The sequence below is a fragment of the Bacillus cereus group sp. MG4 genome (assembly GCF_040460055.1).
Classification (GTDB): Bacteria; Bacillota; Bacilli; order Bacillales; family Bacillaceae_G; genus Bacillus_A; species Bacillus_A wiedmannii.
Window position 1 is genome coordinate 980,471 of the sequence record NZ_JARVGZ010000001.1, and the last position, 26,517, is coordinate 1,006,987.

Sequence of the window (26,517 nt, forward strand, 5' to 3'; positions counted from 1 at the left end):
AAACCCCTTCTTATTCTTTTATTACAACCCATTTATTCGTTCTACTATATTTCTTTGGTGAAGTACCAAGAATTAAAGGAACCGCATCCAGTTCTTTACGACGAAAGCCTGCTGTGTAAAAATAAGAAGAAGATACAGGAGTATCTTGGTCCGATATTGCGGCAAGTACTTTTAATACATTTTGCAAATGTTTCCGGTTATGACCGTTCTTTATATGCAACAATCCATTATCTTTTACACAATTGATCCATACTTCAAATGAACAGTTTTGCATGAGCAGTTGTTTACATATGCCTGCCGTTAATTCAATTAGTTCCTCTGTATCATTTCGCAAAGAAATACCGCTTTTATTTTGCAAGTTGAGATATATCGCATATTTATCTGATTGTGTTCGCTCGTACTTTTTCGCAGTTATCGTCCCTGTTTTCGCTGTTGCACTCCAGTGGATAGAACGAAAATCTTCATTTTCATACGACTTCACTCCCATTACTTTCGTTTCATCATATAAGGGGGATGACATCGCTTTTCGAAATCCTCGTGACCATTCTTGTAATTCAGGAACTTCCATTTTTGGAACTGCTGGTAAAACTAAATAGGACGGCGTTTCAACTTGTTTATATGTTATATGGTTCGTTATGAATCCAAAAGGATCCGTAATAACAATTTCTACTTCATCCCATTTCGCAATTCCCCTTTTTAACGCTACAGCTTGTAAATTAAATGAAGCTGACTCTCCTCCTTTTAAATTTAAATTCATATAATAATTTGAACCTGTACTATGATTTTTATTTAGTTCCTCATGATTCCAAGTTAGCTTATTTTCACATTTAAATCGAAATACGATATTAAAAATAGGGAAAAACGACTTGTTTGAAATTTTCATTTTGCACATATTCGTTTCACCTATAAAAACATTAGAATTCCCTTGACTGTATTCCCATTCAACACGAGATACTTTACGTATGTATACATACATAGCACCTATTAAAATCACATACAAAAATACGAGAGATAATAAGAGTAGATTACTTGAAAATACACTTAAAATAACGGCTACAACTGACATAACTCCCATTACGAAAGGCTCCGCTAAAGGTGTATACACAAGCTGTTGATTCATCGTACATTCTCCACTGGCACACTAATCGTATGAAGAATTTCTTTCATGATTTGTTCTTTCGTCGTTTTCATCTCTCCCTCAATCGTTAACGTTAAACGATGAGCGCAAACGGCTGCAGCAAGTATCTTTATATCATCTGGCGTACAATAATCTCTTTCATTTAATATTGCCCGTGCTTGAATCGCTCTCATAAATGCCAACGTTCCCCGAGGGCTTACACCAATTTCAATTAACTCATGGTTACGAGTTGCTTCAATAATTTCAAGGAGATAATCTTGCACATCATTCCCTACTAACACTTCTCTTGCACGCTTTTGCATCATAATAATTTCTTCACTTGAAATAATAGAATGTAACGTTTCTAACGGATTATTCATTTGAAACCGATTCATCATTTCCTTTTCAGCTTCTCTCGTAGGATAACCTTGGCGTATTGTGAGTAAAAACCGGTCTAACTGAGCATCTGGTAACGGAAATGTGCCCGCTGATTCGAGTGGATTTTGCGTTGCTATAACTAAAAAAGGTTCTGGTAATGAATGTGTCTGTTTCGCAATTGTAACAGTACGTTCTTCCATAACTTCAAGTAACGAAGATTGTGTTCTCGGTACAGCTCGATTAATTTCATCCACTAATACTATATTTGCAAAAATAGGGCCTAATCTTGTTTTAAATTCCGATTCCTTTACATCAAAATATTCAAGACCGATAACATCTCCAGGCAAAGTATCCGCTGTGAATTGAATTCTTTGGAACTTAGCGTCCACGCTTTTAGCCAAACTTTTCGCTAATGTTGTTTTTCCCGTACCAGGTACATCTTCTAATAAAATGTGCCCTCTTGCTATGAGAGCTATTGCTGCAAGTTCAATCGATTCATCTTTTCCTATAATAACTTTCGAAATATTATTAGTGATTTTCTTTAATGTACTCATATATTAACCTACCACCTTTAAATTTTCTAAAAATTAAGAATATATACTTTCCAAATTATAACATATGACACAAAGTTGAAACAGAGCAACAAGCAAACTTATATTTTTTCTTTACTCCACGTAAAAAAAGCACCTATTGTCGTCCGTTGACAATGAAGTGCTTAACTCTCTTGATTTTCATATTGGGCATTTGATACCTTATATACATTCATTATTTTTCTATTTCACTCCAAATATCAACATCACATTCATTTAAAACCGCTTTAATTTCGTCCTTATCAAATACTACTAAATAATTATACGGTAAGGCTAGCACTTGAATAATTGCGGGTTTCATTTTTAATAATTCATAGGCGTATATAATTTCCAATTCTCCTGATACTTCTTCATTGATAGGACCTATATACCAACCTGAATCACCTTCATCAAAACCACTAGATCTTTGTAAATAAACCTCTTCTTGTTGCAACACATTTTTCGCTATCACAATCTTATCGTTAAATTTTATTAATTGTCCCTCTATATTTAATCGACGTAAGCAATGCAATTGTTCTAATTGCACCCATAATGCAATCGTCAAATCTTCCGTCGTATCTTTAAAAGGGTTTTTAGTATAATCCCGTGTGATAATTTGATAATACTCTTCATACTTATATAAACTAAAAACAGACCATCCAATTTGTATTGAAAATCCATCTATTAATTTATCTTCTACTTTAGATAATAAATTAAAAAGTGTTTCTACATGAAAACTTAAAGGTTCTTCTACTTTAGCTTTTATATTTTTATTACCTATATTTTTGATTATTGTTTTCAAATAAACGTTCTCCACTTCTATTGAATTTCCTTACTCAATATGCATTCCTCAACTTGCCTTATATAGACTTTCGTTATAAACACCAATAAAATTTCCAATATTAAAACTCTTTTCCCCATACTTCTTTTGCATCTATTATTCTTTGTGATAAAAATTTATTAAAGTTCTTTGCTGTACTATAGTCATCAAGTCCCCCTTATCTATTCCAGGCTATTATTGGACACTCATTATTTTTTATATGACTAACATCTAAACAATACGCATATTCATTTTATGTGTTAATAATCCTTTATTACTACTCTATCCAATTTGTATTTGTACCAAAATATAACTTTTCAAACTTAATGACATCTATAATTTTTATTTATTACAACTTAACTATTAAAGCTTTATATAATCGTTCAGAACGATTCTCAATCTTACCATTGACATTTTTCATAAATTCAAAAATTCGGCTTTGGATAATAGAATTTTTTTCAATTTCCGATAGTGTGCGAGCCTCCTTTTTATTAAAAGAATTTGGCAATGGGTATTCAAAGCAATGCCCCTCCCATAACTCTAACTTATCATCAATAAAGTCTTCCATATAATAATCTGTTACGAAAGCATTAAAAGAACGGTCTAAAAAACTTTGTAGTGACATTAATGTTAAATCCCAATAATCTCTAGTTGCTATAGCACGCCCAACGTTAAATCCTTTAGGCAATAATGTCATATTTCCTAATGTATGTGTTACTGTAGCAAAACGCATAACATCCGGATGATTATTGATATCCTCATAATGGTTAAACACTTTTTCAGACAATAACCATTCATATCTTAACAACTTTAAGGTGTTATATTTAATTGTTTTAGGCTTCACACCGCGATTATTACAGAATGTATTAAAATCATTTTCCCAAAATGACTTATCACTTGATAGTAATAAAAGCCGGTATGTTTGATAAAAAGAATTCATAGTATCTAAATCTAAATTGTTCAAGTCCTTATTTGAGTATATTTTAGAATATATCTCTAAAACCAGTTCACATCTATCACAATCAAATTTTTCTTTTACTCTATTTAAAAGTCTTTCTTGATAATCTTTTTTGTACAAAATAAATTTTTTTACAGGGTGTAATTCTTTTTGTACTTTAAATGATGGTGAAATATTTTTAAAATCAAAGTGATTTACTTCATTTTTATCTAATTTAATAAAATCTGCTAATCTCAATCCAACAGCCTTCTTTCTATCTACTTTTTGAGTAACTATACGTCCTTTTTTCTCCAACGCACGACGTGTTTTCAATTAACTAGTAAAATGTATTCTAACATTACATATGATGACAACAATTTCAATTTGTTCGTTATAGAACTTCCTCTACATCGACACTCTCTATCTTCACTTCATACATATTTGGGATATTCGCCTCTCTCGGTACCCATGCATAATAGTCTTGATCATTCTCTAAAATAAATTGAATTAACTTTGTTTCTGATCCATTCCAGAAATTTTTAAGATTATCAATGTAGTCCTCTAAATCCTCTTTATAATCCAATTGTAATATATAATCTCTTACCGTCAGGGCAAACACAATTAAACTTCCTAATAGATCCTTTTGCTCATTTTCTTCTTCATACTCTTGTGGTAAGTACCAAACTTGACCTATTCCTATTGTTTTTTTGTATTTCTCATAAAAACTACTATCGTCCATATTCTTATAATCATGTATTAATTCATTGACCAATGAATGCCATTTTGGCGGAATAATGTTTTCCAATGCAGGATTATGTTCAATTCCTTCTACTATTTCCTCAATTTCTTCTGTCTCATCTTCATAGTGATATTCACTTAGGTCTATATGCTTAAATTTCATTTCATTTTTATAATGCGCCAAATCATAAGGATAGTAATTATTATCTTTTAAACATGTATCGTCAAGTTCCAAAATTTTCGCAAGCGCTGCCGTTTCAAAGCTCCAATACCCTACATATCCAGGTTCTTTATGCGCATTTTTCCATTCATAATCATAATGGCCTTTAAACCATTCTTTCTCCATATACGTTTGTAATCTTTTAGACGCTTCTTTTTTATCTGTTTGTGCAAGTTCTATAATCTCTCTCGTTTTTGCATATGGATTTTCTTTATAATATCTATTCGTCATGTTTGTGTATCCGATATCACTAGCGCATAAGAGGAAATCGATTACTGCATCATTCATATTTTCCTTCTCAACTAGCTTAGCTAAACTTAAAAGATTCTTTTTCTCCGTCTCTAATAAAATTCCTAGAGATATCATCCAAATTAGATTTAAATATCCAACTTCTCTTTCCCCTATTTGCCCCAAATCAATAAGAGCGTTGTCAAAATCTCCTTCTATTGTATGAATAGCTTCTCCTATGGAGTATTTTGCGTTAATATCCTCTAACTCATAATTAAAATTTAATAGATATCTTCCTTCTATAAGACTTTTATTATCATTAGGCTTTCTTTGAATACCATTCCTTTCATCTTCTTCAAAACTTTTAATCTCCTCTCTATTTTCCTCAATAAACTCTTTATTATATTTTATTCCTTCTCTACATTTTTCTTCTATACATAAAGGATCTCTCATTCTATTTGATTCCTCCTAGCTTCTAAATTATGGTCATTCTCCAATAATATTTCCCTTTGCATCTAACCTATATGTTTTTACTTTTCCGGTACTATCGACTTGTGATAGTACTCTTTCTACTTGATTTCTTTCCGGCGCTCTTTTAATCTTATCTGCCAATTTCTTATCTCCATCAACAGCTTTAAATATTCTACTTTTTTTGGTTTTCGCACCATTCAACCAATCATTTGACATTTGTCGTCCATCTTTAGTTTTACTTAGTTTAGCACCACCACATAATCAATTTGAACAGACGAAAGGTGAGCCCACATTTCTCGCAAGCCCACCCTGTCTATTTCTGATGCTTCTTCATTCATTTTTGCGCAATTAATTTCTTTATCTCTAAAAATATGCATCGAGTACAATCCTTGTTCTTCACAGTATACTTTAATTTCATCTTTTTAATATTTGAAGCTACATCCACCTTTAACTTGCCCTAGTGTTGAAACTCGTTTATCCCTAGAAATTTTTAACTTTCATCTTCCTATTACATAAATTGTAATTTTCGTAACGCTTTTTAACGAATAGCGAGTATTATACGACCTACTCTAGGTAAAATACAACTAATAATTTATTTAGCCAACGCAAAATACGAACATCTATTTACGTTATCATTATTTTTCATCATGAGCTTTGTCATTCTCGTTTGTTTGTTAGCTATGCCATGTCATAACTACCCTTGTCATACAAAATAACATCTCGCCTAATTATCATTAAAACCAAACTCCCTATTATTTTTTCTGTCTTTTAATTAGTTAAATAGAATTATTCGGACATTTACCCTATGGAGTACACTCATAAAAGTTTTCTAAAGAGGGTCACTCTTTTTAATGAGACTACATTTTCGAACTGTAATCACTTCTTAACAACTACTAATCTACCTCTATTATTTATATCCCTTCTTTGGTTTCTGCACAATCATTAATGTTCCTTTTTAATACTCATCTTCAAATAGACAATTATATATAGTAACACCTGTTTCCTTTAACTCTAACGAAACATCCTCCACTTCAATACTTAACGTTTCTTTATCAAGATTCTTTATTCCGTTACTATCTAATAATTTTAAAATACTACTTCCTATTTTCTTAGATTCATCATTGTATGGCGAGGACTCTTCAACTAGCTCGATTGTACCATTAGTATATCTATATCTTAAATATTTAACCACTGCATATGGCGCGATTGCCGAAATCATTAGCATTACACAATTAATTTCTGATTGCTTCCGAACGTACTCACTGAATTCTACACTACCAAAACGAAATTTCACATCTAGTGGTAGAAGAATGTAAGAAAAACATGTTGAATAACTAAAATCAGTAATATTATCAACGTTTATATTTGATATTTTATTAATTTCTCCATCCCAAAAATGTTTATCAACAAATTTCCCCAAAACATATTGGAAATCACCTTGTTTATATAATTTATTAACAACTTTTAGTATCTCATCACTCATAATTATTCTCCTTTATTGTACAGGGTACCCATGTATATTTCCTTTACCATCCATATGAACCTTTACCCTCGTTTCTCCATTTGGACCTATTGGCTTTCCAAAATCATGCACTCTAACACTTCCGTCTGGCTTTACTGGTGTTCCTTTCACCCATGCTTCTTGTGTCTCTACTACTCCATTTTTCCCTGCTCCCCACTGCGATTTGGTTGAGACATTATTCCCATGACCAGGAACATGTTTACCCTGTTTTCCTGCATCAACTTTTGGAGCACCTGAAACGCCAGCATCAACATGTCCTTGACTTGCTAGTTTATCATTTTTTCCAATGTTCCCTGCTACACTGGCTCCCTTACCAACATCACCCCTACCTCCACCAGGAGACTGAATTTTCCGAATAGTATCCTTAGCATTTTGAATCGATTTATTCCAAACAAATCCACCATGTACAAAAAGACTAGCTCCAGCAGCTGTTGCTGCTATATCTAATGGAATAACAATTGGTGACGCTAATCCGCCAGTTCCTACTTCTGCGACGATAGTTAAGAAATTAGATCCGCCTATGAGCGAAATACCTTCAAACATTTCTACACTGGACCCGACTATTGATATAACATTTCCAGCCAACCTTCCAGCTTGGTAAGTTGTCTTACTTTCTAATTTATCATTCTCATGTGGTTGTAGTCCAAAAAAGTTTTCTAGTGCTGCATCACCAGCACCTTGAAAAAATTCGATAACTCCATGCAAAAATGATTGCGCATAAAGGGCTGTTTTTTCATGCCATGATCTATTGTCTTCCTGCTCTTGTAAGTTAAATTGTTGTTTTTGCAAAATAATTTCTTTCATCTCGGTTTTTCAGGCTGTTTCTTCTATAATCCCCTAAGTTCTTCTCATTGTTTTTTCACAAAATCGGCATTGAGATTTCTTATTAGATATCCTAAGTACACTCATACTCTCATCCGTCTCTTTTTCTTATAGCCAATTTTATACCATCGATGAACACCCTTTACAGATGTAAAAACATAGAAAAACCTTGATTGGCATATGCCAATCAAGGTCTCAGTTTAAATACCACCTATTATTTACACATTTCACTTTCCCATACTCTTTTTCCGTCAGTTAAAAACACTGCACTTGGCGGATCATCATAGAGAGAAATTTCAACCAATGAACTTTTTTCTTGTTTTAACCAATTATATACAGTACCTTCGTTAGTATTAGGTTGAGATAAAATATTATTTACTCTAAATACAGCTACATCATATTCTGTATAATTTATATCATCCTCATCTAGTCCATTGTCTGTTTCAAAAACTGTATCTAGTTCGCCAATAATCCTTAATCCACTTTTCCATTCTAGTATCATGTCACTATGTTCATAATTTATTAATGTTCCAATTAAAGAATCATACCCCATTTGCATCCTCTTTTCTTATGATTTTTATGGTCTTGATGATACTATATGAGCGCCATCTTTTCCATAATGAATCAACCCTTTAGTAGTCTCATAGTATTCACCAGTATTGCGGTCATAATATTTTCCTATTGGCTCACCAAAGTCTACTCTTTCTCTACCGTTTTTTAATAGTTCACCTCTCCCGGCAAACTTATCAAGCAATTCTTGTGCTATTTTATTATCACCATAGAAAATGCTCTTATTTTTTCCATTTGCTAATTCTTGTTTATAGTTCGGTGTATCGGGAATATGCTTCTCTTGAGCACCTGACTGTACTTTAACTGGAAATCCATGTACTTCTCTGTAAATCCCTATAGGTATGGACTTCTTTTCTCATAAGAAGGTAAGGGTAAGCCATTACCCTTACCTCGTAATCTTAAAATAAAAAGCACTTGTTTCCCCTAGGCGACAAGTGCTTTAAGTTCATCTGTTTATTAAGTAGGATTATTTCGGGGAATTTTCAATTAACTTTACAATATCTTTAAAACTTACGAATTCATTAGTTTCATGTTTATTCCATTTATTTATATTCTTAGCCCACTAATAGCTATCTCGCCTAGTTATTGTTCTTATATTCAAAAGAATTACCTCTCTTCTTTGCACAAATATAAGTATTGGCCAAACTCAGGGAATGTATCCCAATTTCTAGATACATCATCTTTTGTCTCTCGCTCTTCTACTTCTCCAGTTTTAGAATCTTTTTGCTCCATAGCAATATGACCATTTTCTTGATACCCCAAAATCATACTTTTCAACTGTGTATCCCCGTCATATTTCCAATACATTATCGTCCTTAGGAATAGTCTATTATCTTCTTTAACAATAAAATCGTAGTGTAAATATTTACGAAGAAAATCATCCAAAAAACTTACCGATACCCATTTCTCAGTGACATTTACTAAATACTTTGGCTGCTCTCCATCACTAAGAACAGCAGTATAAGAATGACGATTTTCATGAAGTGTCTTGGCTGCATTCTCATCAATAATATTCCAAGGCTTCTTTTTTATATTAGACCACTTATCACAATAATAAATTTCCATTAATTATACACCTTCCCATTAATATCACGAATAATAATCCCTTTCTCATTCGCCTCTTCAATAATTTTTTGTGGAACTGGCTTTGTTTGTACAGGGATTTCCAAAATTAACTCAACATCTAGTCGACCACCTTTTAAAGCATTAGGATTAAATTTACCTGAAGAAATTTCTGAACCGGAAGAATACTTTTTAGTAAACTCACTTAAATAACTTAATGCCGTCTTTTCTTTTACTTCAGCCAATTGGGTAAATTTCCTCGAGACAATTTCTTCACCCGGAATATAAGAATCCACAACATATTTCTTCCCATTGATTTCCTTTGCCTCTAACTCTACTTCATTATAAGGATATCGAGGACGATTTTCCTTATTAAATCTATTCCCTGCTTCCCATTGCTTTTTCACAAAGTCGGGTATTGATTTCTGTTTAGATAGTGTTTCACCCGTACCCTTACCACCATCTTTAGACTTCGCAAACTTATAATAAGCTTCTATCAATTCACCTTGAGGTATTTTGGTTATGATAGTTCCACCAACACTAGAGAATGCATAGGAAGCCTCTCTCTTAAATGATTGTAACATTTCAAGCGTAGGCTTCAATTCTTTTGCTAGTTTTACTGCATTAGCAAATGTACTTACTCCACTTGATGCTGTTGCTTTTTTTGCGATAATCCCCATTCATTAAAAACTTCTTCATATCATGAAAGAGAATTGTGGAAACACTTCATCATTCGAAACTTTTGTTTTGATATTTTTGGATATATAATTCATCTTACTAAATATTGTAATCTCAAAATAAAAAGTACTTATTTCTTTTTATCAGCAATCAATTGCTTTAAGTTCATACGAGTTAATTATCTTCCAGTACAGTTAAACCTTCATTTTCTAATTTATTCAAAGTTACTAAAAAAACCCCAAGGCATATACCTTAAGGTTCATAAATCAAGAAAATATTCCCTCTATTTTTTTGTCATAATTTTTTACTTTATCATTAATTTCTATTAGCAAAGTATCCTCATCAGTTGCAGGTTCATAACCAATTATTACGTTTGGAATATCATACTCTTTTTTCAAATTAACTAGATAATGCACTAACTTTTTTAACCTTAACTTATTATCATTCCTCTCATCCTTTAATATTTCATTTTCAGGAAAGTTAAATACAATATCACCATCCTGTTCATCAAATGAAAATACTATTACTACATTTTTTAATGAAATACCTAGTTGTAATTCTTCTAAACATACATTTCCTGTGCCTTTCGGTGTTAAAATCTCTTCCATTTTTTTCACTTGAGAAAAATCCAAATCTTTTTCTAAAATATTATCATAAAAATGTGATGATTTAATTTTTAATATATTTAATTTAAGTTCGTCGTAAATTAACTTATCAATACTTCTCTTATTAAAATCTCTTAATATAATCTCTAAATTTTCCACTTACAATCCCCCTCTTTCACTGATCAATAAACCCTTTAAAAGTTCCATCAAGGTTCAATCGAACTCCACGTCCATCTGGAGTTTTTTCTCCAAAAACTCTATTCCTTTAGGGCTTTTAATTTTTATAAATCCTCCTAGTCCACCAATTATTTCTTTAAGGTGTTTCAATGCAGTTTGATTTATTTGGTCAGGGCCACTTTTAACCTCCCCCCAAATATCTGGATTTCTTCCTGCATGTTTTGTAAAGCAGGACCTACAATAGTCTCTCCACCCTTTTTAGGAGAAGTTGCAGTATTTATTATAGTTTCATTATTAACTTTAACAAAATTACCTGTACCCTAATAAGTACACCCACACTCTCATCTGGCTCTTATTACTGCAACCAATTTCGTACGTCTAATGAACACAGGTGTTAAAAGCATAGAAAAACCTTGAAAGGCATATAAGCCAATCAAGGTTTTTCTATGTTTTTATATTTCATAACACTTTATTTTAATGCTTCTTCTAATATATTTTTTTCATGTTTTAACATACCACTTACTATAACGCCACAAACCATTTTATTTATATCTAAAGCAAATCCCACATTTTCATTTTGTACAATTGACACAATATCATTTTCCGAAAATGATATTAATACCTTATCAATCCCTATATATACATTAAATTTACTATTTTCATCTATATACGTCTTATCATATTCTTCAACTTGAAAAATAGGTATGCCTATAATAAAAGTTATATTTTCCATATCCAAGTTCAAATTTTCCATCTTGTGTACGTTTTCACTCAAAGTTAATGTAATAGAACGAATATTCCCTGTATATTTTCCTACTCCTATTTCAATCAAAGATTTCTTGAAATCCCCAGTTCGCCAATATATCGTTTGTTCCTTTGATATATTCCAAGTACTGAATTCTATATTAATCGGTGTATAAACATCATATTCAATATTTATAGACTGACTTTCTTTATATTCTGTTACTTTTAACATAATCATGTCTCCTTCTATGGTCTATATACAGCGTGCTTTATTACTGGTAGTAATCCGTCTCCACGAGGTTTACTAAATATTAACTCCCAATTGCCTACGTTCATAATTTCTTCATATTTGACACCTTCATTAACAGCTTTCTTAACAGAACTTTCGAAACTTGACAATAAAGTTTGACTATTTATCGGCATACCATGTGTAGTCACATTTCTTGTTATATACTCTACCATATGTTTTGTTCCATTTGGATGTACCCAATATTTTTCACCATCTACTGCTAATTCAAATGATTTTGGTATTTTTGTACCTTCATAAACTGGTTGAGTAATTTTTATGTTTCCCCACACTGTACCATCATCTAAAACATCACCCGTACCCTTACCACCATCTTTAGACTTCGCAAACTTATAATAAGCTTCTATTAATTCGCCCTGAGGTATTTTGGTTACAATAGTTCCACCAACACTAGAGACTGCATAGGAAGCCTCTCTCTTAAATGATTGTAACATTTCAAGCGTAGGCTTCAATTCTTTTACTAGTTTTACTGCATTAGCAAATGTACTTACTCCACTTGATGCTTTTGCTCCTTTTGCGATATGGCCTACTTTATTTAGTGCCTTATCATCCAATAATGAAGTAGCTATTTGCCTTGATCCAAGGAGAGATATACTATTTGTTATTCAAATCCATAAAAAGAAATCAACACTTATGAATTGTGATTTCTTTTAACAGATAACTATTTTCCTGTAAGGTTTGTCGCTATATTTGAATATCAATTTACTATCATAAACTTTTGATTCACATGTGAAATTTTTCAAAGCGTAAAACCTTTTAGTTTACTAAAAAACCTTGAAAGGCACATAGCCAATCAAGGTTAAATAACTACTCAACATTTACTGAAACAAATGTAGTTGCATCACTTGGAAAATCATCAGGAAATGCATTGCATATTAATTTTTTCGTTATTATTTGATATAAAAATTCTACCATCGTAAGTGAGTAAGTATAATTCTCTGGTGATTTCGATTCATATATCACAATTTTCCATTCATCAGGTTTTCCATCTGTTAACCAGTACAATTCGTCACCATTATCAGTGTATGCCCATGGAAGTATCCCCCCACTTGAAGGGTAAACATCATGTTTATAATATTGTGGAAAACTTTTCTTAGATTGTATATATGAATTCATCATTTCCTTCTGCCTACCAAGATAATTTACATTTTCATCGTTTACAAAAGGAGTTAATATCCACAAGAAATTGTCAATACCACCTGTACCATAAGTTTCAATAAATTTTACATAGTCTGTAGGCAATTCCGTACCAAGAGTGCCGAAAAAATTTCCCCATTGTTCTTTACCCCCTGTTTTTTGTGGCAATTTTGGAGGAAGGAGTATTTTAATTAATTTATCCAAATAAATCGACTCCTATTTTTTATTTACTATTGTAACATCTAAAAAAAATCATTTGTTCTTCTTGCCTTTAACGTAACACCTTTATGCATTAAATTATTGCTCCCGTAGATCGAAATTGATTGGCTAGTTCTGCTACCAGTACGAAACATGTCCTGTGTGATCGTTGCTTTTACTCTGGTTAGTCGACCTAGATTATCCAATTCACTAAAAATAACATTTTCAGACGAATTTTGAGTTATTTTAGATATTCCGAGATCACCTAATCTTAAAATAAAAAGCACTTATTGCCTCAAATAGGTAACCAAGTACTTTAAGTTCATCTATTTTTAAGTAGCATAAATTTGTAAGTTTTGTAGTAACAGTATGACACCTTTTCTATGTCGTGCCAACTACTACGTTAAAACTTACGAGTTTGTACGAGTTCATTAGTTTAATATACATTCCATCTGTTTATATTTATCCCCCAGTAAAATATCATCTTGCCTAAGCTCGTACTTCTTTTTCTTTTCTATCATTGCACATTGTACTCCATGATGGTTCAACCATCATAGAGTACGTACTTTCAAACACCCTTTCACTTTCTTATCCCACTTAAAGACTCTCTTTTTCACTCTTGATCATCATAAGCATCTCCAAGTGATTCAAATTCACTTTTTAGCCAATACCAATATTGTCCATTGTTCTTAATAAGTTTTTCAAGTAAGTCAGTGAATGAAGTTGCGATAATTTCCGTCTCCCCAACTATTCCATGTCGATCAAAGAAACTATCATAACATCTACCTAATCTCTCTTCACTAAGATCTATTGTTAAATATTCATCCTTACCATCATTGCATATAATATACCAATTTGATGAAATATCTTCTTCACATAATTCTCCTACAATTACGGGATTAGCCAAAATAAACTCCTCTGGGGTAACAATACGAATAGGATATTCCTCATTTTCAAATAAAGTTAGGCCACCACAAAGACTATAAAATTCTTTTAAATCACCTGGTAGCATATGCTTATCCTTATCAATTATCGGTAATTCTGTAGGCTCCTGTACTCGACAATTAGGTAATGATTTTACTTTTTTAATCAACTGATTAATATTTTCCATCTAAATTACTCCCTAAAATTATATTGATTAAAGGCCCTATAATACTCTTGTCTAGCTAAACGTGATACATTCGCAGCATCAAACATTTTTTCCGTCAATTCTTGTATTTCTTTTGCTAATGTATTTTCAATTATATAATACTAGTAATTTCTGTTAACCTTAATTCATAAAAATAATTTTTAAACATTTATAACATGCCTATCTAATAAAAAAGCGCTTGTTGTCTTTCGTAGACAATCAAGCGCTTTAAGTTCATATGTTTTTAAGTAGCATAAATTTGCAAGTTTTGTAGTAGTTGTCATGATACCTTTTTTATGTTATGACAATTACTACGTTAAACCTTACGAGTTTGTACGAGTTCGTTGGTTTTATACCCATTCTAGTTATTTATATTTATCTACTAATCACTATAAATTGTAATTTCAGATTCTCTTTTACCTAAAAATAAAACATCATATCTATTACGCTTCATCAAACAGACATCCCGATTTGTATAATTATTTTCGGATGTAAATAAAAATATTAAATAACTAAATCAATTTGGCAGCTGAATAGTTACCTTATTTTTCTCCTGAAAACACATTAAAAATCTAGTTTATTTAAATCATTATGTTTTATAAATCGAGCTACTTCCATTTCTAAATCAATTCTATTAATATTTTTATCAAAAATAAATCCCATTTTTCCATTATATTTTTTTAATTTAGTTGGCATATCCCAATACTCCATCTCATTTTCAAACTCATATAATCCAAAAGTAAGGCACATGTTTCTTCCTTTTTTTTCAAAAAAAATAATTATGTTATCTTTATCAAAGTCTTCATAAATAATATTTATTTTAGTATCATTCATTCTTGCACACCTTCCCAAGTAGTATAAATTACTAGATTATCATTTTTAACCATACAATAAATTATTACTTACTCCCGATTCTATATAAATGATAATATTTATCATATAAACCACAACATGCGTCCATTCCTGGGTTTGCGCTCATTGACTTTTCGATCACTTTTTCCCATGAACCATACTTATTAAATGAAGAATCTGCCGTTGGACCATGTGGATTACCATATTTAACCTCATTTCTAGCCATTACACGCTCTAGCCCTTTTGGATCATCTATATAATCATTTAATCGATTCTGATTTCTTTGATTATTTACCGCTCTTGCAATTTCTTCAATTGAATTTCCCTCATTCTTCATTTTATTAACTAGTTCTATAATATTATCATTTTTATCATGATAACTCTGCCTTCTTACAGTTGCCTGAGCCACTTGTTCTGGATTTGTCCAGTCTAGTGCATCAGCAAATCCACCTATACTCTCCGATTTTGGATTTGGAGAAAACCCATAAACTGCATCGGGATTTTCATGTATATCTTTTGCCGCTTTTGGATTATCCATAGGATTATTCTTATAAGTAAATCTAGTATCACCCGTACCCTTAGCAACCCCCGCACTCCCAGACGTTGCTTTCTTCACATCTCCAACCTTTTTTAAATCATGAAGTTTATCAACTATTTTTACACCTTTCCCATATGGAGTCATCATCCCAACTGCTAGGAGCTTTTCACCATAGGTAGCTTCTGGGTCAAAGAGTGTGAAAAGATCACCAAAGAGAAAATCGAATCCAAACTTCGCCACACCGATTAAAAAAGGATCGAGTACTGGTCTTTTACCACCGACTGGCTGGCCAAAAATGTTATGCTCCATTTCATAATCATCGGTTTCAACTTGGAAATCCTCACCTATATTCCCTTTTATTGTACCATTTTTAATTCCTTCAAGGTATTTTTGTGTCGCTTGTATCTCTTCTTTTGTAAATCTATTATTGATAGATTGATTTTCGCTACTTATTCCTTCAATGTCGTTATACACATTGTGCTCTAAATCTACACTTTTTCCAATACCATTGTCAGATTTCCGTATTTTCTCTTCTATAATTATTTGAATTTGCTTTGCCCATTCCATATTTAACTTTTCACTATGAAACGTCCCACTCACAGGACTAAATCCTTTCCCGCTTTGCACTTCAGCGAGTCCGGCTGTGATGCTAGCCGCTAATTGGAGAGCGGTGCTGTAGTTGTTACTGGACGAATGATCGAATTCTCGTAAACGCTCTAGTTTTTCTTCTAGTTTTTTTCTCATTGCAATTAAGACTGCAATAATTGCGTCTACTCCAGGCATTGGTGTAAGTACTTCGATTGCTTCTATACTTGCAATTGATTGATTGATTTCCTGTATTTGTTGTCTTATTTCATGTTCGATAACATCTGTTGAAGCAACTTTTGCTTGAAAATCATTTGGAAATGCTTCGTTTTGGCGAATTAATTCTTCACATAAGCATATGATTCCTTGCGCTAATGGCCGAAATGTTTGGACAAGGTAGGCTTTTGCACTACTGTATGTTTGTCCTTGTAATACTGTATCTATCGCAAATGCATCAATAGATTGAATGGCTTGTTCCATACTTTGAATCGTAGCATTACATATAGCGTTCATACTTTGAGTTTGACTTTGTACTTCTCCCAAATACATGTTTAAACTCATGTATTGGCCTCCCTTTGTAGTTGCTGCTGTTCATAGGAAAGGTCGTTTTCTTTCTCACTGAGATGCCGTTTTTCTTTAAGCAACGTCTCTTTTTCGTTTTCTAATTCGAATGTAATTTTTCTTTCATACTGTCCGATCTCTTGCCGCATATTCGTAAAAAGGTTATATGCTTCTTTGTCACCATACCAAGTTTCTAGTATTCGGTTAAATAAACGATTACTTCTATTTTTCCATTCATGAAAACTAGCTTCAGCTCGTTCTTGATTTTGCAGCGCCATTCGGTTTTCATTTTGTTCTTCAAATATAATTCGTAATTTTTGATTACATTGACTCATTCTCGTTTCAATTTCTTGACTCATCTTTTCTCCCTACCTTTTCCCCTTTACGTAGGCTGTTACATTATTGAAAAGTCTTTTGAAGTCCGGTATCCATTTTCTCAAATTCATTTGCTACGGAATGGATATTATCAATCGTTTGTTGAAAAGCTGCGCAAAATTGTTTCGTGATCTGTAAATTTTGTTGATTTGCTTCTTGTGCTTTAAAGTTCACAGACAGCGTAGTACGCGTTGCCTTATTTATAGAGCGATTAGTAGCACTTTGCATTCTATCTGAAGCATTTCTCATTTTCGTTGCAAGTTGCGTTGCCGTATGCAAATTACTCTGAAATTCTCCCATCACTTACTCCTCTCTACCATTTATTTACAAGGAAATTATACCACGGAAAAATATTCCAATAAACCGAATGTTCGAATTTAACACATAATTAATCACCGTTACTAAAGGTAAGAACAACACTTATCTTTCAACATAACTGTGTCGGAAGTAGGTTCTACTTATACAAAAAAGATGACCTCAGCTATACGCTAAAGTCATCTTTTTCTACCTTATTATTTCACTAACTCTCCATTATAAGCTTTTATATTAAGTGGAGCAGTTAAAAACTGTGCTGCTTTACTAACGAAAGATGTAAAGTGTTCACTCGTATTATGACTCGCAACTGCCTCTTCATCTTTCCATACTTCTACCATCGTATAAACACTTTCTTTTTCTGTATCTTTATATAAGTCATAAGATACATTTCCACTTTCTTCTCTTGAACCGTGAATGAGTGGCTGAATTTCTTCTAAAAATGTTTGTTGTTTCGCTGGATCTACTTGAAATATTGCGTGAATAATAATCATGGTGTTTCCCCTCTCATATCTCACTTATTTCTGTATTTATAAAATTACTTCCACTCGGCAACTTTTTCAACTGGAAGACGTACTGATTGGTAACCACTATCAGCAGCTTTTCCGATTGAAATTAACATAACTGGTACGTGACGTTCTTTATCTAATCCGAATGCTTCTGCGATTTGGTCTTTTTCAAATCCACCAATTGGACAAGTGTCATATCCGTGAGCACGTGCTGCTAACATAAATTGCATTGCTACAAGACCACCGTCAATTAGTACTGTATCTTTCATTACTTCTGGTGTAACCATTGAGAAGTAACCTGAAAGTTTTTTCATTTGATCTTCTTTTACTTCTGCTGGCATAAGTCCGCGCTCTACTGCTGTACCGTAAATTTCTTCTGCGTTATCAAAGTTGTTTAAATCACCGAATACAGCGATCATAGCTGAAGATGTTTCTACTTGAGATTGATTAAATTTCGCAAGTGGAGCAAGTGTTGCTTTTGCTTCGTCACTTTCAATCACAAGGAATCTCCATGGCTGCATATTTACTGAAGATGGTGCAAGTGTTGCTTCTGTAAGAATTTCAGTCATTTCTTCTTTGCTAATTTTCACTGAAGGATCGTACTTACGAATTGAACGGCGGCCTGTTAAAATTTCGTTAAAGTTATTTGTTTTTACTGAGTTAGTCATAGTTGAAGTCTCCCTTTTTTATAATTCTTTTATATTTTCTTGAATGTGATTTAACATATTTAAAAGATTATCGCGTTCTTCCTCACTTAATCCTTTAAATGCAGATGCTGCAAAACGTTCTTTTTCCTCTTGAAACGCCTGAATTTTATTTCGTCCCTCTTCTGTAAGAGAAACTAACGTAATTCTGTTATCATCTGGATTTTTACGCCTTACTATCATTTCATTTGCCTCAAGCTGCTTTAAATGCCTCGTTATCGCAGCATTATCAATATTCACTTCTTGCTGAAGTGCTTTTTGACTAATTTCACCTACTTCATATAACTGAAGTATAAGCTCTAATCGAGACTGGCTCATACCCGTACACCCTTCAAACTTCGAACTTACTTCTTTATTTAGAAAGTGTAATTTATATAAAATAATCGCTTCTTTTGAGCATGAACTTGTCATATTAACCCTCCTTTACATCCAAATCAAAATCGTTTGATGTATCAATAGTTGATATGTCAATTAATATAATCTATATCGATTTAGAATGCAAGCATTTTGTTTTCATTTATATTTTTCCAAATTAAGGCGCTTTGTCGCGTTACAAATAATGTTAATTGCACTATAATAGTACTAATTTAAATGACTGGAGAGTGATTGTAATGCGGCAATACACAAATAGAAATGAGGAAATAAAAATGGAAAATGAAATGAGGATATTCACATATGACAACAATAAATATAGGGATTGTCGCGCACGTAGACGCTGGCAAGACGAGTTTGACTGAGCGTATTCTTTATGAAACGAATGTGATTAAAGAAATTGGCCGAGTTGATAGTGGAAGTACGCAAACTGACTCAATGGAATTAGAAAGACAACGCGGCATTACGATTAAAGCATCTGTCGTTTCTTTCTTTATTGATGATGTAAAAGTAAATGTCATTGATACACCTGGACACGCTGATTTTATCGCTGAAGTGGAGCGATCATTCCGCGTTTTAGACGGTGCGATTTTAGTTATCTCTGCCGTTGAAGGTGTGCAAGCACAAACAAAAATTTTAATGCGAACATTACAGAAACTAGACATACCGACTATTTTATTTGTTAATAAAATTGATCGTAGTGGCGCAAATACTGAAAAAGTTGTAAAGCAAATAAAAGAGATTCTTTCAAATGAAGCATTCCCCTTCTACTCTGCCCAAAACGAAGGAACGAAAGAAGCCCGGATCATTGAATACAAATCATATGACGATTGTATGGTACTGTTAGCATCGTACAATGAAACATTGCTTGCATCATATGTAAATAACGAAATAATTCCGGACGCACTATTAAGAAAAGAACTAGAAAAACAAATACAGCAAGCAAATGTGTATCCAATCTTTTTCGGTTCAGCAATGACAGGTATAGGAGTAACAGAACTACTTGAAAAACTTCCGGCCCTCATTCGAGCTCATACATCCGCACAAGATGAAACTTTATCCGGTGTTGTTTTTAAAATTGAGCGTGAACCTTCTGGAGAAAAGATTGCATATGTAAGAGTTTTTTCTGGTAACTTACACGTTAGAAAATATGTTGATATACAGCGCGATGAGTCTCTACCACATAAGGAAAAGATTAAAAGAATGTGCATGTTTCATAATGGAGATGACGTTCAAACTTCTACCGTTCCTAGCGGTGAATTTTGTAAAGTATGGGGACTGAATGATATAAAAATTGGTGATATTATCGGTGAACGGGCGGATTCTATAAAAAACATTCACTTTGCCGAACCACAAATGGAAGCTGCTATTGAAGCAGTACCTAAGGAACGAATTCATGATTTATACGCTGCTCTTATGGAACTATGTGAAGAAGATCCACTCATTAAAGTGTGGAAAGACGATGTTCATAATGAACTATACATTCGTCTTTTCGGTGAAGTACAAAAAGAGGTTATTGAAACAACACTTTATGAGAAATATAATTTACAGGTTACTTTCTCAAATACACGAGTTGTCTGTATTGAGAAACCAATTGGCATTGGGAATTCCGTTGAAGTAATGGGAGAAAAAACGAATCCATTTTACGCAACAATTGGTTTTAAAATTGAGCGCGGTGAACTGAATTCTGGCATAACATATAAGTTAGGTGTTGAACTCGGATCACTACCTTTAGCATTTCATAAAGCGATTGAAGATACTGTATTCCAAACATTAAAACAAGGTTTGTACGGATGGGGAGTTACGGATATTATCGTTACGTTAACTCATACTGGTTATGCTAGTCCTGTTACTACAGCGAGTGACTTTAGAAACTTAACACCACTCGTATTAATGGATGCTTTAAAGCACGCTGAAACATGTGCATTTGAACCAGTAAACGAGTTTGAATTAACTGTACCGGAGCACGCAATTAGTACCGCAATGTATAAATTAGCTGCTATTCCAGCAACTTTTAGCGAGCCTATATTCAATAATGACTCCTACCATTTAACAGGATCGTTACCTGTTGCGAAAACGGAGAACTTTAAGCGAATGCTTCATTCATTCACTGAAGGAGAAGGCATTTTTACAACTAAGCCATCTGGTTACAAAAAACTGAAGGCTCCCTTCCCTACTCGAAAACGTGTTGATAATAATCCGCTGAACCGGAAAGATTATTTGCTTCATGTGTTGAAGGCTTATTAAGTAAAAAAAAGAGGTGCAAATTGCACCTCTTTTTGCATGTATTGATAAGTTAGTTTTCCCTAACAATTTCTTTAAGCTTTTCTATTATTTTTGCTATCGCTTCAATTGAATTTTCGGTTTCATATTCTCCAACATTTAAAGAATGATTTGCGTTTTTAACAACATCGATTTTTAAATTCATTTTATACAACTGATCAATTTGATCTGCATCGTATTGGTGATCTTTATCCCCAATTATTAAAAGCCCTTCGTGTTGACTATGTAAGATGGAATCGAAAATGGAATCAAAAGTTAGTAAAGGTGTAAGTACTATCATTTTTGACTGTAAAAACTCTTCTCTCTTCATTAAATCATTTGCAATCGGAATTGTTCCGAGTGACTTCCCTAAAAACATCGTATGATTGTATTGCTCACCTTTTAATACTTCCTTCATTACAGGATTAATATCATCCATCATTATTTTTGTTACTTCTTCCATCGGTTTATTCATTACTTGTTTGTCATAAGAATAATGAATATGTACTACATCTATTTTATGTTCAAACATAAGCATCGTCGCGTAATAAAATAACGGCTTATCATAATTGTATCCTGAACCTGAAAACATAAAGCAAATTGTATTAGAACCTTTTTCAATATGTGTATATGGAATTACTTTTCCGTCTATATGAATCTCTTTTTTAGTCCCCTTCACCGTCTTCCCCTCCGAATACATTTACTTTTGTAAAACGATATGTTCTGTATGGACTGTTATATCCTTTACTTTCTCTTCTATAAACGCTGGCTGTAAGTTATAAGTATACAACTCTTCTACCGGCACCCACTTAAACAAATACGTTCTACCCTCTTCTTCTAAAATATATTGATCCGCTCCATTTGCAGGCAATTCATGCAGCTCTACTTCGTAATAAAAACTAATCTCATGAAACTTCCGCTCAGAAAGTGTAAAGAAATTTTCTACTGACCATATTAATCTCATTCCTTTAATAGGAACGGCTAGTTCTTCTGCAAGCTCACGTTTTAACGCGTCTTCACTATTTTCTAGCATTTTCACTCGACCGCCCAGTACGTACCAAAAATCTTCACCGTCACCTTGCGGAATAAGTATTTTATTATCATGTTTACAAATTGCTCCGGCGCGGTAGTTAAAACATGTTTCCTCAACTTTGAACGTAAGATCCCACCAATCGCCCCTATACTTTATTTAAAAATCGCTATAAAACTATTATTTATCGCACAAATAAGATTACCATTTTTTTCTAGTTTATTCAATGTTTTTTAATTTTACGAATCCTTTCATCATCAACAATACATATACATATACATATATTACAATAACAGTACACACGAAAAACGCCTTGTTTCTTTAATAACAAGGCGTTTTTCATGATGCTATATTCAAATTTTTATCTTCCCACTTTCCCACCACTTCATAAACGTTTCTAACGAAGGAGCAACCCAAGTTCTACTATCATTTTCATGATTCCATACATATATATCATCTCTTTGCACGATTCCGTTCAAAATGGAATAACCAAACAAATCACCATTTCCGCCATCAGCAAAAAATAATAAACAGTCAAAAGGCATATATAAATCCTTGAAATCAACTATATTTCTCATATTCATATTTTCAGTTTTAATTTTTGAAGCAGACCATATAAAGTCCCCGTATTCACCTTCTACACCGTTTGTTTCCTGTAATAATTGATTTAAATCATTTGGTAACTCCACCTGCAAATTTTTGTGAACTTCAGCGAGTTCATCCTTCGTAGCTGGTTTTTTCAAACTTAAGTTTTGTGAGATACTGTGAATGGTGTTTTTCCACATCACCTTTTCTCCTCCTTATGTGCAATCAAGTATATTCAAAGGGCTCATCTAAATTTATTGATACCACTTTTCTAACAACCTCTTCTCCCTCTCGCCTGAAATACCTGCTTTAAATTCCCATTCATCCACACTCTTCATCCACTCATACACGTCTGTAACTGTATGTTCTAACCTTCTAAAAGTAAGTCCTTCTTTAACAGCACTCTCAATACTAATAGAAAAACCACCGTTCCACGGCTTCGTCTCACCTTCTAATGAAAAAGTTTCTGGAAGCCATAGTGGCATCTCTGTCCAAGGCTGTACTTTATGTTCATTCATAAATGATTCATCTACCCAAACGAATGCAGCATCACTATTCGTAACCTTTTTACACGTATTTAATAGCTCTTCCATTGTCAATTCATAATTCGGACCTGTAACATTGAATGTACCTACTTTATTATTTCCTGCCATGTTTAGTCCCCAGTTTGCGACGTCTTTTATATCAACTATCTGTACTGGACGCTCTTTTCTTCCTGGAACTAACACTTCTCCTCCCTTTGCTACACGCCCAATCCAGTATGGAAGCCGATCTGTATAATCAAATATCCCTGAAAGAAGTCCTGCTCTTACGTGTAAAACACGCCCCGGCCAATACTTCTCTGCTTCTTTTTCACACAATACTTTCAGCGCACCGTAATACTCATAAGGAGAAACTTCACCATTCTCCACAGCCTTTATTTGATCACCCGTTGGTTCGGGTTGTAATATATAATCTTCTTTTATATGATGCGGAATCCAATCTTTATACACGGATAGACTTGAGATAAATATATAATGCTTTATATTATCCTGTAAGACTTCTCCAACATTTCTAATGTGATGCGGAGAAAATCCACATGTGTCGACTACCGCGTCCCATTTTCGATTTACTAAACTTGAAACATCATCATTTCTGTCACCGATTAACTGCTCCACTTCAGGGAAAAGTTCATTGTTTGTTCCGCGATTGAATAATGTAACGTCATGTCCCCTTTTCAACGCCTCTTCTACATAAGCTCTTCCTAAAAAACGTGTACCACCTAGTATTAGAATCTTCATAGTTCTCCCCCATTCATGATTAAAAATCTTTTCTATATGTTTAACGATTTTTTAGTGTGAAAAGTTACGGTGGATTTGTTTTTTATTTTAATTCTACAAACAAAAATAGAATCCATTTTGAAAAATAAATCAACATGGATTCTTAAATAAAAAACAATTGTTTTGATGTATCTTAGTTGAATTTTTAACTCCGCACAACTTCCCCATCAACTAACTCAATAATTCTATTACACTGATTCGCTACTTCAATATCATGCGTTACAATAATAATCGTTCGTCCTTCTTCATTCAGTTGTAATAGTAGATCCATAATTTCTTCTCCTGTTTTTCTATCTAAATTTCCGGTCGGTTCATCTGCCAATATTAATTCTGGTTCGCCTACTAATGCTCTTGCAATAGCGACTCGCTGTTGTTGTCCACCTGATAGCTCGTCCGGTGTTTTATGCATATGTTCTTTTAACCCTACTTTTTCTAAATAGAACTTCGCCTTATTTTCTCTTTCACGTTGCTTTAGCTTTCTATATGTGAGTGGTAGTGCTACGTTATCTAGTACAGTATGCTCTTTTAACAATGCGAAATATTGAAAAATAAATCCGATCATTTCATTTCTTGTTTTATGAACTTTATTTGCTCTAATTTCAGTTAATGTTTTTTCATTTAACGTATATTCACCCTCATCTGGCATATCAATTAATCCTATAACATTTAATAGGGTACTTTTTCCTGAGCCTGATCGCCCCATTATCGCTATAATTTCCCCCTTATTTATCGTTAAGTTTATACCGTTTAACGCGAACGTATTGTGGTTCTTGTTACTATACACCTTCTTAATGTCTTTCAATACAATTAAACTCATTATTCCATCCCACCTATTAATATTTTCGGTTCAAGCTTTCTAATAAATAAGAAGACAATGAAATTCGAGACAATGATTATCAATAATAAGAAAAGAAATACTAAAAATATTATAGGCATATTCAATTCAAAGTCTAATACCGATGCTACTTTAAAATCCTTTGACATTTGCAACAGCCTCCCATATCTCCATGAAAAGTAAACTAGTGACATTCCTAAGCCAGCTATTGCTACAATAATGTTTTCTAAAACAATTTGAATAAACATTCCAAATTTACTTTCGCCAAAAACTATTTTTATACCAAATTCCCTCTTTCTCATCAAAATAGAAACAATGGTTGTTACTACAATTCCGACGATCGAGAATAGAATGAATAATATTCCTATTATAAGTTGAGGTATTTCAGAATAGCTGTTAATAGTAACATCTATATTTATTTCATCACCTAAATTTTTCAAATGAAACGTACCACCGTTTCCTTTAAGTTGAATTGATTCTTCTAGTTTCTTTATATCGACATCTTTTTGTAAATGTAAAACTGTACTTTGATGTAGTCTTAAAAACATCCCTTCATAGTTTTCATATCTATCAGATGACATAGGCATTATCATTGCGTAATCCAACTTCAAATATACGTTCGTTGAATTATTATTTACGATAAATTTATTCTCTGGCAAAAAGCCTATAATTGTATATTGATTATTAATTGTATCCCCAACCTGAAAATATTTCTTAAAGTAAGAACCCATTAATACCTTTGTTTTGTCTTCACTATTTTTTTGAAAGTCTTCATGCAAGAAGACTTCTTCAGGTTTTAAAGGTAAATGTAACAATTGATAGTAATTTTCATCTACAACAATTGTTTGAACAGTAGGTCTTTCATCGTGAAACGTTTTATGTTTCAAATCATCAATCATACTGTTTTGAAGTGGCCTATTACTTGATTCTATTTCAATTAAACTCTCCTCGTATGTACCATACGAAATCACATCTTTATTTTGATGAATTGTATTATAAACCGCTTGAATTTGCTCTTTATTAAATTGATTGCTTTGTAACCTATCTGTCGTCCTTTCAAAAGTAACTAAATATGTTTTATCCACATTTAATACAGAGCTGGATTTATCGTTTAGATGGTGTAAATTATAAAATACATTAATTGAACTCGTTATAGTTGCTAATCCAAATGTAATTTGTATTAGCAGAAGTACTGAAAATAGAAATCTCTTTTTTAATGCTAGGAACGCACTTTTTATTCTCATCATTT

General features: G+C 32.9%; 28 protein-coding genes and 5 pseudogenes. 1 reads left to right on the forward strand and 32 read right to left on the reverse strand.

Translation table 11 applies throughout. The features are described 5' to 3' along the window. Positions 1-10: 10 nt before the first annotated feature. The 26 genes and pseudogenes from QCI41_RS05110 to QCI41_RS05235 all read right to left on the reverse strand — a co-directional run bounded on the left by QCI41_RS05110 (position 11) and on the right by QCI41_RS05235 (position 19,276). Positions 11-1,120, reverse strand: coding sequence for a DUF58 domain-containing protein (locus tag QCI41_RS05110; RefSeq protein WP_353838103.1), 1,110 nt, complete (start codon positions 1,118-1,120; stop codon positions 11-13). Further along, positions 1,117-2,049 carry an AAA family ATPase gene (locus tag QCI41_RS05115; protein ID WP_353838102.1) on the reverse strand — a complete coding sequence of 311 codons (933 nt, stop codon included), beginning with the start codon at positions 2,047-2,049 and terminating at the stop codon, positions 1,117-1,119. Before QCI41_RS05115 ends, QCI41_RS05110 begins: the two co-directional genes overlap by 4 nt. Before the next feature lie 211 nt (positions 2,050-2,260). After that, on the reverse strand, positions 2,261-2,866 hold the full coding sequence (locus QCI41_RS05120; RefSeq protein ID WP_353838101.1) for an immunity protein Imm33 domain-containing protein: 606 nt from the start codon (positions 2,864-2,866) through the stop codon (positions 2,261-2,263). A gap of 100 nt (positions 2,867-2,966) precedes the next feature. Next, positions 2,967-3,134, reverse strand: a pseudogene (locus tag QCI41_RS30635) (SMI1/KNR4 family protein); the annotation flags it as partial. Positions 3,135-3,233: 99 nt separating this feature from the next. After that, positions 3,234-4,079, reverse strand: coding sequence for a hypothetical protein (locus QCI41_RS05125; protein ID WP_353838100.1), 846 nt, complete (start codon positions 4,077-4,079; stop codon positions 3,234-3,236). Between the two features lie 133 nt (positions 4,080-4,212). After that, positions 4,213-5,460: a PoNi-like cognate immunity protein gene (locus QCI41_RS05130; RefSeq protein WP_353838099.1), complete on the reverse strand. Its 1,248-nt coding sequence runs from the start codon at positions 5,458-5,460 to the stop codon at positions 4,213-4,215. Positions 5,461-5,493: 33 nt separating this feature from the next. Next, the gene (locus tag QCI41_RS05135; RefSeq protein WP_353838098.1) at positions 5,494-5,694 is read right to left on the reverse strand and encodes a hypothetical protein; all 201 of its coding nucleotides are present in this window, start codon (positions 5,692-5,694) and stop codon (positions 5,494-5,496) included. 739 nt (positions 5,695-6,433) lie between these two features. Then, entirely contained in the window at positions 6,434-6,961 is a 528-nt protein-coding gene (locus QCI41_RS05140) for a hypothetical protein (protein ID WP_001278748.1), read from the reverse strand. A gap of 12 nt (positions 6,962-6,973) precedes the next feature. Further along, positions 6,974-7,837: pseudogene (locus tag QCI41_RS05145) on the reverse strand (hypothetical protein); the annotation flags it as partial. A gap of 199 nt (positions 7,838-8,036) precedes the next feature. Continuing rightward, on the reverse strand, positions 8,037-8,375 hold the full coding sequence (locus QCI41_RS05150; protein WP_353838097.1) for a hypothetical protein: 339 nt from the start codon (positions 8,373-8,375) through the stop codon (positions 8,037-8,039). Positions 8,376-8,399: 24 nt separating this feature from the next. Continuing rightward, positions 8,400-8,735, reverse strand: coding sequence for a polymorphic toxin type 50 domain-containing protein (locus QCI41_RS05155; RefSeq protein WP_353839246.1), 336 nt, complete (start codon positions 8,733-8,735; stop codon positions 8,400-8,402). 263 nt (positions 8,736-8,998) lie between these two features. Then, complete coding sequence (locus tag QCI41_RS05160; protein ID WP_353838096.1) at positions 8,999-9,457, reverse strand: hypothetical protein; 459 nt, start codon at positions 9,455-9,457, stop codon at positions 8,999-9,001. Beyond that, positions 9,457-10,134, reverse strand: a pseudogene (locus QCI41_RS05165) (cytoplasmic protein); the annotation flags it as partial. The pseudogene QCI41_RS05165 and the gene QCI41_RS05160, both read right to left, overlap by 1 nt. A gap of 264 nt (positions 10,135-10,398) precedes the next feature. Continuing rightward, positions 10,399-10,896: a hypothetical protein gene (locus tag QCI41_RS05170; protein ID WP_000429178.1), complete on the reverse strand. Its 498-nt coding sequence runs from the start codon at positions 10,894-10,896 to the stop codon at positions 10,399-10,401. A 487-nt stretch (positions 10,897-11,383) separates the two neighbouring features. Beyond that, the gene (locus tag QCI41_RS05175) at positions 11,384-11,890 is read right to left on the reverse strand and encodes a hypothetical protein (RefSeq protein ID WP_353838095.1); all 507 of its coding nucleotides are present in this window, start codon (positions 11,888-11,890) and stop codon (positions 11,384-11,386) included. Between the two features lie 14 nt (positions 11,891-11,904). Then, positions 11,905-12,546: pseudogene (locus QCI41_RS05180) on the reverse strand (T7SS effector LXG polymorphic toxin); the annotation flags it as partial. Positions 12,547-12,772: 226 nt separating this feature from the next. Further along, positions 12,773-13,306, reverse strand: a complete 534-nt coding sequence (locus QCI41_RS05185) for an SMI1/KNR4 family protein (RefSeq protein WP_353838094.1) — start codon at positions 13,304-13,306, stop codon at positions 12,773-12,775. Between the two features lie 607 nt (positions 13,307-13,913). Next, entirely contained in the window at positions 13,914-14,411 is a 498-nt protein-coding gene (locus tag QCI41_RS05195) for an SMI1/KNR4 family protein (protein WP_353838093.1), read from the reverse strand. 5 nt (positions 14,412-14,416) lie between these two features. After that, positions 14,417-14,524, reverse strand: a pseudogene (locus QCI41_RS05200) (sugar-binding protein); the annotation flags it as partial. Between the two features lie 469 nt (positions 14,525-14,993). Continuing rightward, on the reverse strand, positions 14,994-15,263 hold the full coding sequence (locus QCI41_RS05205; protein WP_001000170.1) for a hypothetical protein: 270 nt from the start codon (positions 15,261-15,263) through the stop codon (positions 14,994-14,996). Between the two features lie 64 nt (positions 15,264-15,327). Beyond that, positions 15,328-16,965, reverse strand: a complete 1,638-nt coding sequence (locus QCI41_RS05210; protein WP_353838092.1) for a T7SS effector LXG polymorphic toxin — start codon at positions 16,963-16,965, stop codon at positions 15,328-15,330. Then, the gene (locus QCI41_RS05215; protein ID WP_353838091.1) at positions 16,962-17,324 is read right to left on the reverse strand and encodes a DUF3958 family protein; all 363 of its coding nucleotides are present in this window, start codon (positions 17,322-17,324) and stop codon (positions 16,962-16,964) included. The genes QCI41_RS05210 and QCI41_RS05215 overlap by 4 nt, the downstream gene beginning before the upstream one ends. Before the next feature lie 40 nt (positions 17,325-17,364). Next, a complete protein-coding gene (locus QCI41_RS05220) occupies positions 17,365-17,640 on the reverse strand; it encodes a TIGR04197 family type VII secretion effector (RefSeq protein ID WP_353838090.1) in 276 nt (91 codons plus the stop codon). Positions 17,641-17,852: 212 nt separating this feature from the next. Further along, complete coding sequence (locus QCI41_RS05225; protein ID WP_353838089.1) at positions 17,853-18,146, reverse strand: putative quinol monooxygenase; 294 nt, start codon at positions 18,144-18,146, stop codon at positions 17,853-17,855. Between the two features lie 44 nt (positions 18,147-18,190). Then, positions 18,191-18,829, reverse strand: coding sequence for a nitroreductase family protein (locus QCI41_RS05230; protein WP_131245630.1), 639 nt, complete (start codon positions 18,827-18,829; stop codon positions 18,191-18,193). A gap of 18 nt (positions 18,830-18,847) precedes the next feature. Then, positions 18,848-19,276, reverse strand: a complete 429-nt coding sequence (locus QCI41_RS05235; protein ID WP_000204172.1) for a MarR family winged helix-turn-helix transcriptional regulator — start codon at positions 19,274-19,276, stop codon at positions 18,848-18,850. 264 nt (positions 19,277-19,540) lie between these two features. On the opposite strand from QCI41_RS05235, the gene QCI41_RS05240 reads away from it, so the two are divergent. Then, positions 19,541-21,484, forward strand: a complete 1,944-nt coding sequence (locus QCI41_RS05240; RefSeq protein ID WP_353838088.1) for a GTP-binding protein — start codon at positions 19,541-19,543, stop codon at positions 21,482-21,484. Positions 21,485-21,533: 49 nt separating this feature from the next. Here QCI41_RS05240 and QCI41_RS05245 read toward each other — a convergent pair whose 3' ends face one another. From QCI41_RS05245 to QCI41_RS05270, 6 genes are all read right to left on the reverse strand, one after another. Continuing rightward, positions 21,534-22,199: an alpha/beta hydrolase gene (locus QCI41_RS05245; RefSeq protein WP_353838087.1), complete on the reverse strand. Its 666-nt coding sequence runs from the start codon at positions 22,197-22,199 to the stop codon at positions 21,534-21,536. Then, positions 22,200-22,688, reverse strand: coding sequence for an NUDIX hydrolase (locus QCI41_RS05250; protein WP_353838866.1), 489 nt, complete (start codon positions 22,686-22,688; stop codon positions 22,200-22,202). It lies immediately after the preceding gene. Positions 22,689-22,882: 194 nt separating this feature from the next. Next, on the reverse strand, positions 22,883-23,314 hold the full coding sequence (locus QCI41_RS05255; RefSeq protein ID WP_353838865.1) for an SMI1/KNR4 family protein: 432 nt from the start codon (positions 23,312-23,314) through the stop codon (positions 22,883-22,885). Positions 23,315-23,368: 54 nt separating this feature from the next. Continuing rightward, positions 23,369-24,394 carry an SDR family oxidoreductase gene (locus tag QCI41_RS05260; protein ID WP_353838086.1) on the reverse strand — a complete coding sequence of 342 codons (1,026 nt, stop codon included), beginning with the start codon at positions 24,392-24,394 and terminating at the stop codon, positions 23,369-23,371. A gap of 184 nt (positions 24,395-24,578) precedes the next feature. After that, complete coding sequence (locus QCI41_RS05265) at positions 24,579-25,250, reverse strand: ABC transporter ATP-binding protein (RefSeq protein ID WP_353838085.1); 672 nt, start codon at positions 25,248-25,250, stop codon at positions 24,579-24,581. Beyond that, complete coding sequence (locus QCI41_RS05270; RefSeq protein WP_353838084.1) at positions 25,250-26,515, reverse strand: ABC transporter permease; 1,266 nt, start codon at positions 26,513-26,515, stop codon at positions 25,250-25,252. Before QCI41_RS05270 ends, QCI41_RS05265 begins: the two co-directional genes overlap by 1 nt. Positions 26,516-26,517 lie beyond the last annotated feature (2 nt).

What these genes read in the sequence shown, in the direction of transcription:
- QCI41_RS05110 (WP_353838103.1), bottom strand. Translation starts at nt 1,120, where the DNA reads ATGAATCAACAGCTTGTGTATACACCTTTAGCGGAGCCTTTCGTAATG.
- QCI41_RS05115 (WP_353838102.1), bottom strand. Translation starts at nt 2,049, where the DNA reads ATGAGTACATTAAAGAAAATCACTAATAATATTTCGAAAGTTATTATA.
- QCI41_RS05130 (WP_353838099.1), bottom strand. Translation starts at nt 5,460, where the DNA reads ATGAGAGATCCTTTATGTATAGAAGAAAAATGTAGAGAAGGAATAAAA.
- QCI41_RS05135 (WP_353838098.1), bottom strand. Translation starts at nt 5,694, where the DNA reads ATGTCAAATGATTGGTTGAATGGTGCGAAAACCAAAAAAAGTAGAATA.
- QCI41_RS05140 (WP_001278748.1), bottom strand. Translation starts at nt 6,961, where the DNA reads ATGAGTGATGAGATACTAAAAGTTGTTAATAAATTATATAAACAAGGT.
- QCI41_RS05150 (WP_353838097.1), bottom strand. Translation starts at nt 8,375, where the DNA reads ATGGGGTATGATTCTTTAATTGGAACATTAATAAATTATGAACATAGT.
- QCI41_RS05160 (WP_353838096.1), bottom strand. Translation starts at nt 9,457, where the DNA reads ATGGAAATTTATTATTGTGATAAGTGGTCTAATATAAAAAAGAAGCCT.
- QCI41_RS05175 (WP_353838095.1), bottom strand. Translation starts at nt 11,890, where the DNA reads ATGTTAAAAGTAACAGAATATAAAGAAAGTCAGTCTATAAATATTGAA.
- QCI41_RS05195 (WP_353838093.1), bottom strand. Translation starts at nt 14,411, where the DNA reads ATGGAAAATATTAATCAGTTGATTAAAAAAGTAAAATCATTACCTAAT.
- QCI41_RS05205 (WP_001000170.1), bottom strand. Translation starts at nt 15,263, where the DNA reads ATGAATGATACTAAAATAAATATTATTTATGAAGACTTTGATAAAGAT.
- QCI41_RS05210 (WP_353838092.1), bottom strand. Translation starts at nt 16,965, where the DNA reads ATGAGTTTAAACATGTATTTGGGAGAAGTACAAAGTCAAACTCAAAGT.
- QCI41_RS05215 (WP_353838091.1), bottom strand. Translation starts at nt 17,324, where the DNA reads ATGAGTCAAGAAATTGAAACGAGAATGAGTCAATGTAATCAAAAATTA.
- QCI41_RS05220 (WP_353838090.1), bottom strand. Translation starts at nt 17,640, where the DNA reads ATGGGAGAATTTCAGAGTAATTTGCATACGGCAACGCAACTTGCAACG.
- QCI41_RS05225 (WP_353838089.1), bottom strand. Translation starts at nt 18,146, where the DNA reads ATGATTATTATTCACGCAATATTTCAAGTAGATCCAGCGAAACAACAA.
- QCI41_RS05230 (WP_131245630.1), bottom strand. Translation starts at nt 18,829, where the DNA reads ATGACTAACTCAGTAAAAACAAATAACTTTAACGAAATTTTAACAGGC.
- QCI41_RS05235 (WP_000204172.1), bottom strand. Translation starts at nt 19,276, where the DNA reads ATGACAAGTTCATGCTCAAAAGAAGCGATTATTTTATATAAATTACAC.
- QCI41_RS05240 (WP_353838088.1), top strand. Translation starts at nt 19,541, where the DNA reads ATGACAACAATAAATATAGGGATTGTCGCGCACGTAGACGCTGGCAAG.
- QCI41_RS05245 (WP_353838087.1), bottom strand. Translation starts at nt 22,199, where the DNA reads ATGTATTCGGAGGGGAAGACGGTGAAGGGGACTAAAAAAGAGATTCAT.
- QCI41_RS05255 (WP_353838865.1), bottom strand. Translation starts at nt 23,314, where the DNA reads ATGTGGAAAAACACCATTCACAGTATCTCACAAAACTTAAGTTTGAAA.
- QCI41_RS05260 (WP_353838086.1), bottom strand. Translation starts at nt 24,394, where the DNA reads ATGAAGATTCTAATACTAGGTGGTACACGTTTTTTAGGAAGAGCTTAT.
- QCI41_RS05265 (WP_353838085.1), bottom strand. Translation starts at nt 25,250, where the DNA reads ATGAGTTTAATTGTATTGAAAGACATTAAGAAGGTGTATAGTAACAAG.
- QCI41_RS05270 (WP_353838084.1), bottom strand. Translation starts at nt 26,515, where the DNA reads ATGATGAGAATAAAAAGTGCGTTCCTAGCATTAAAAAAGAGATTTCTA.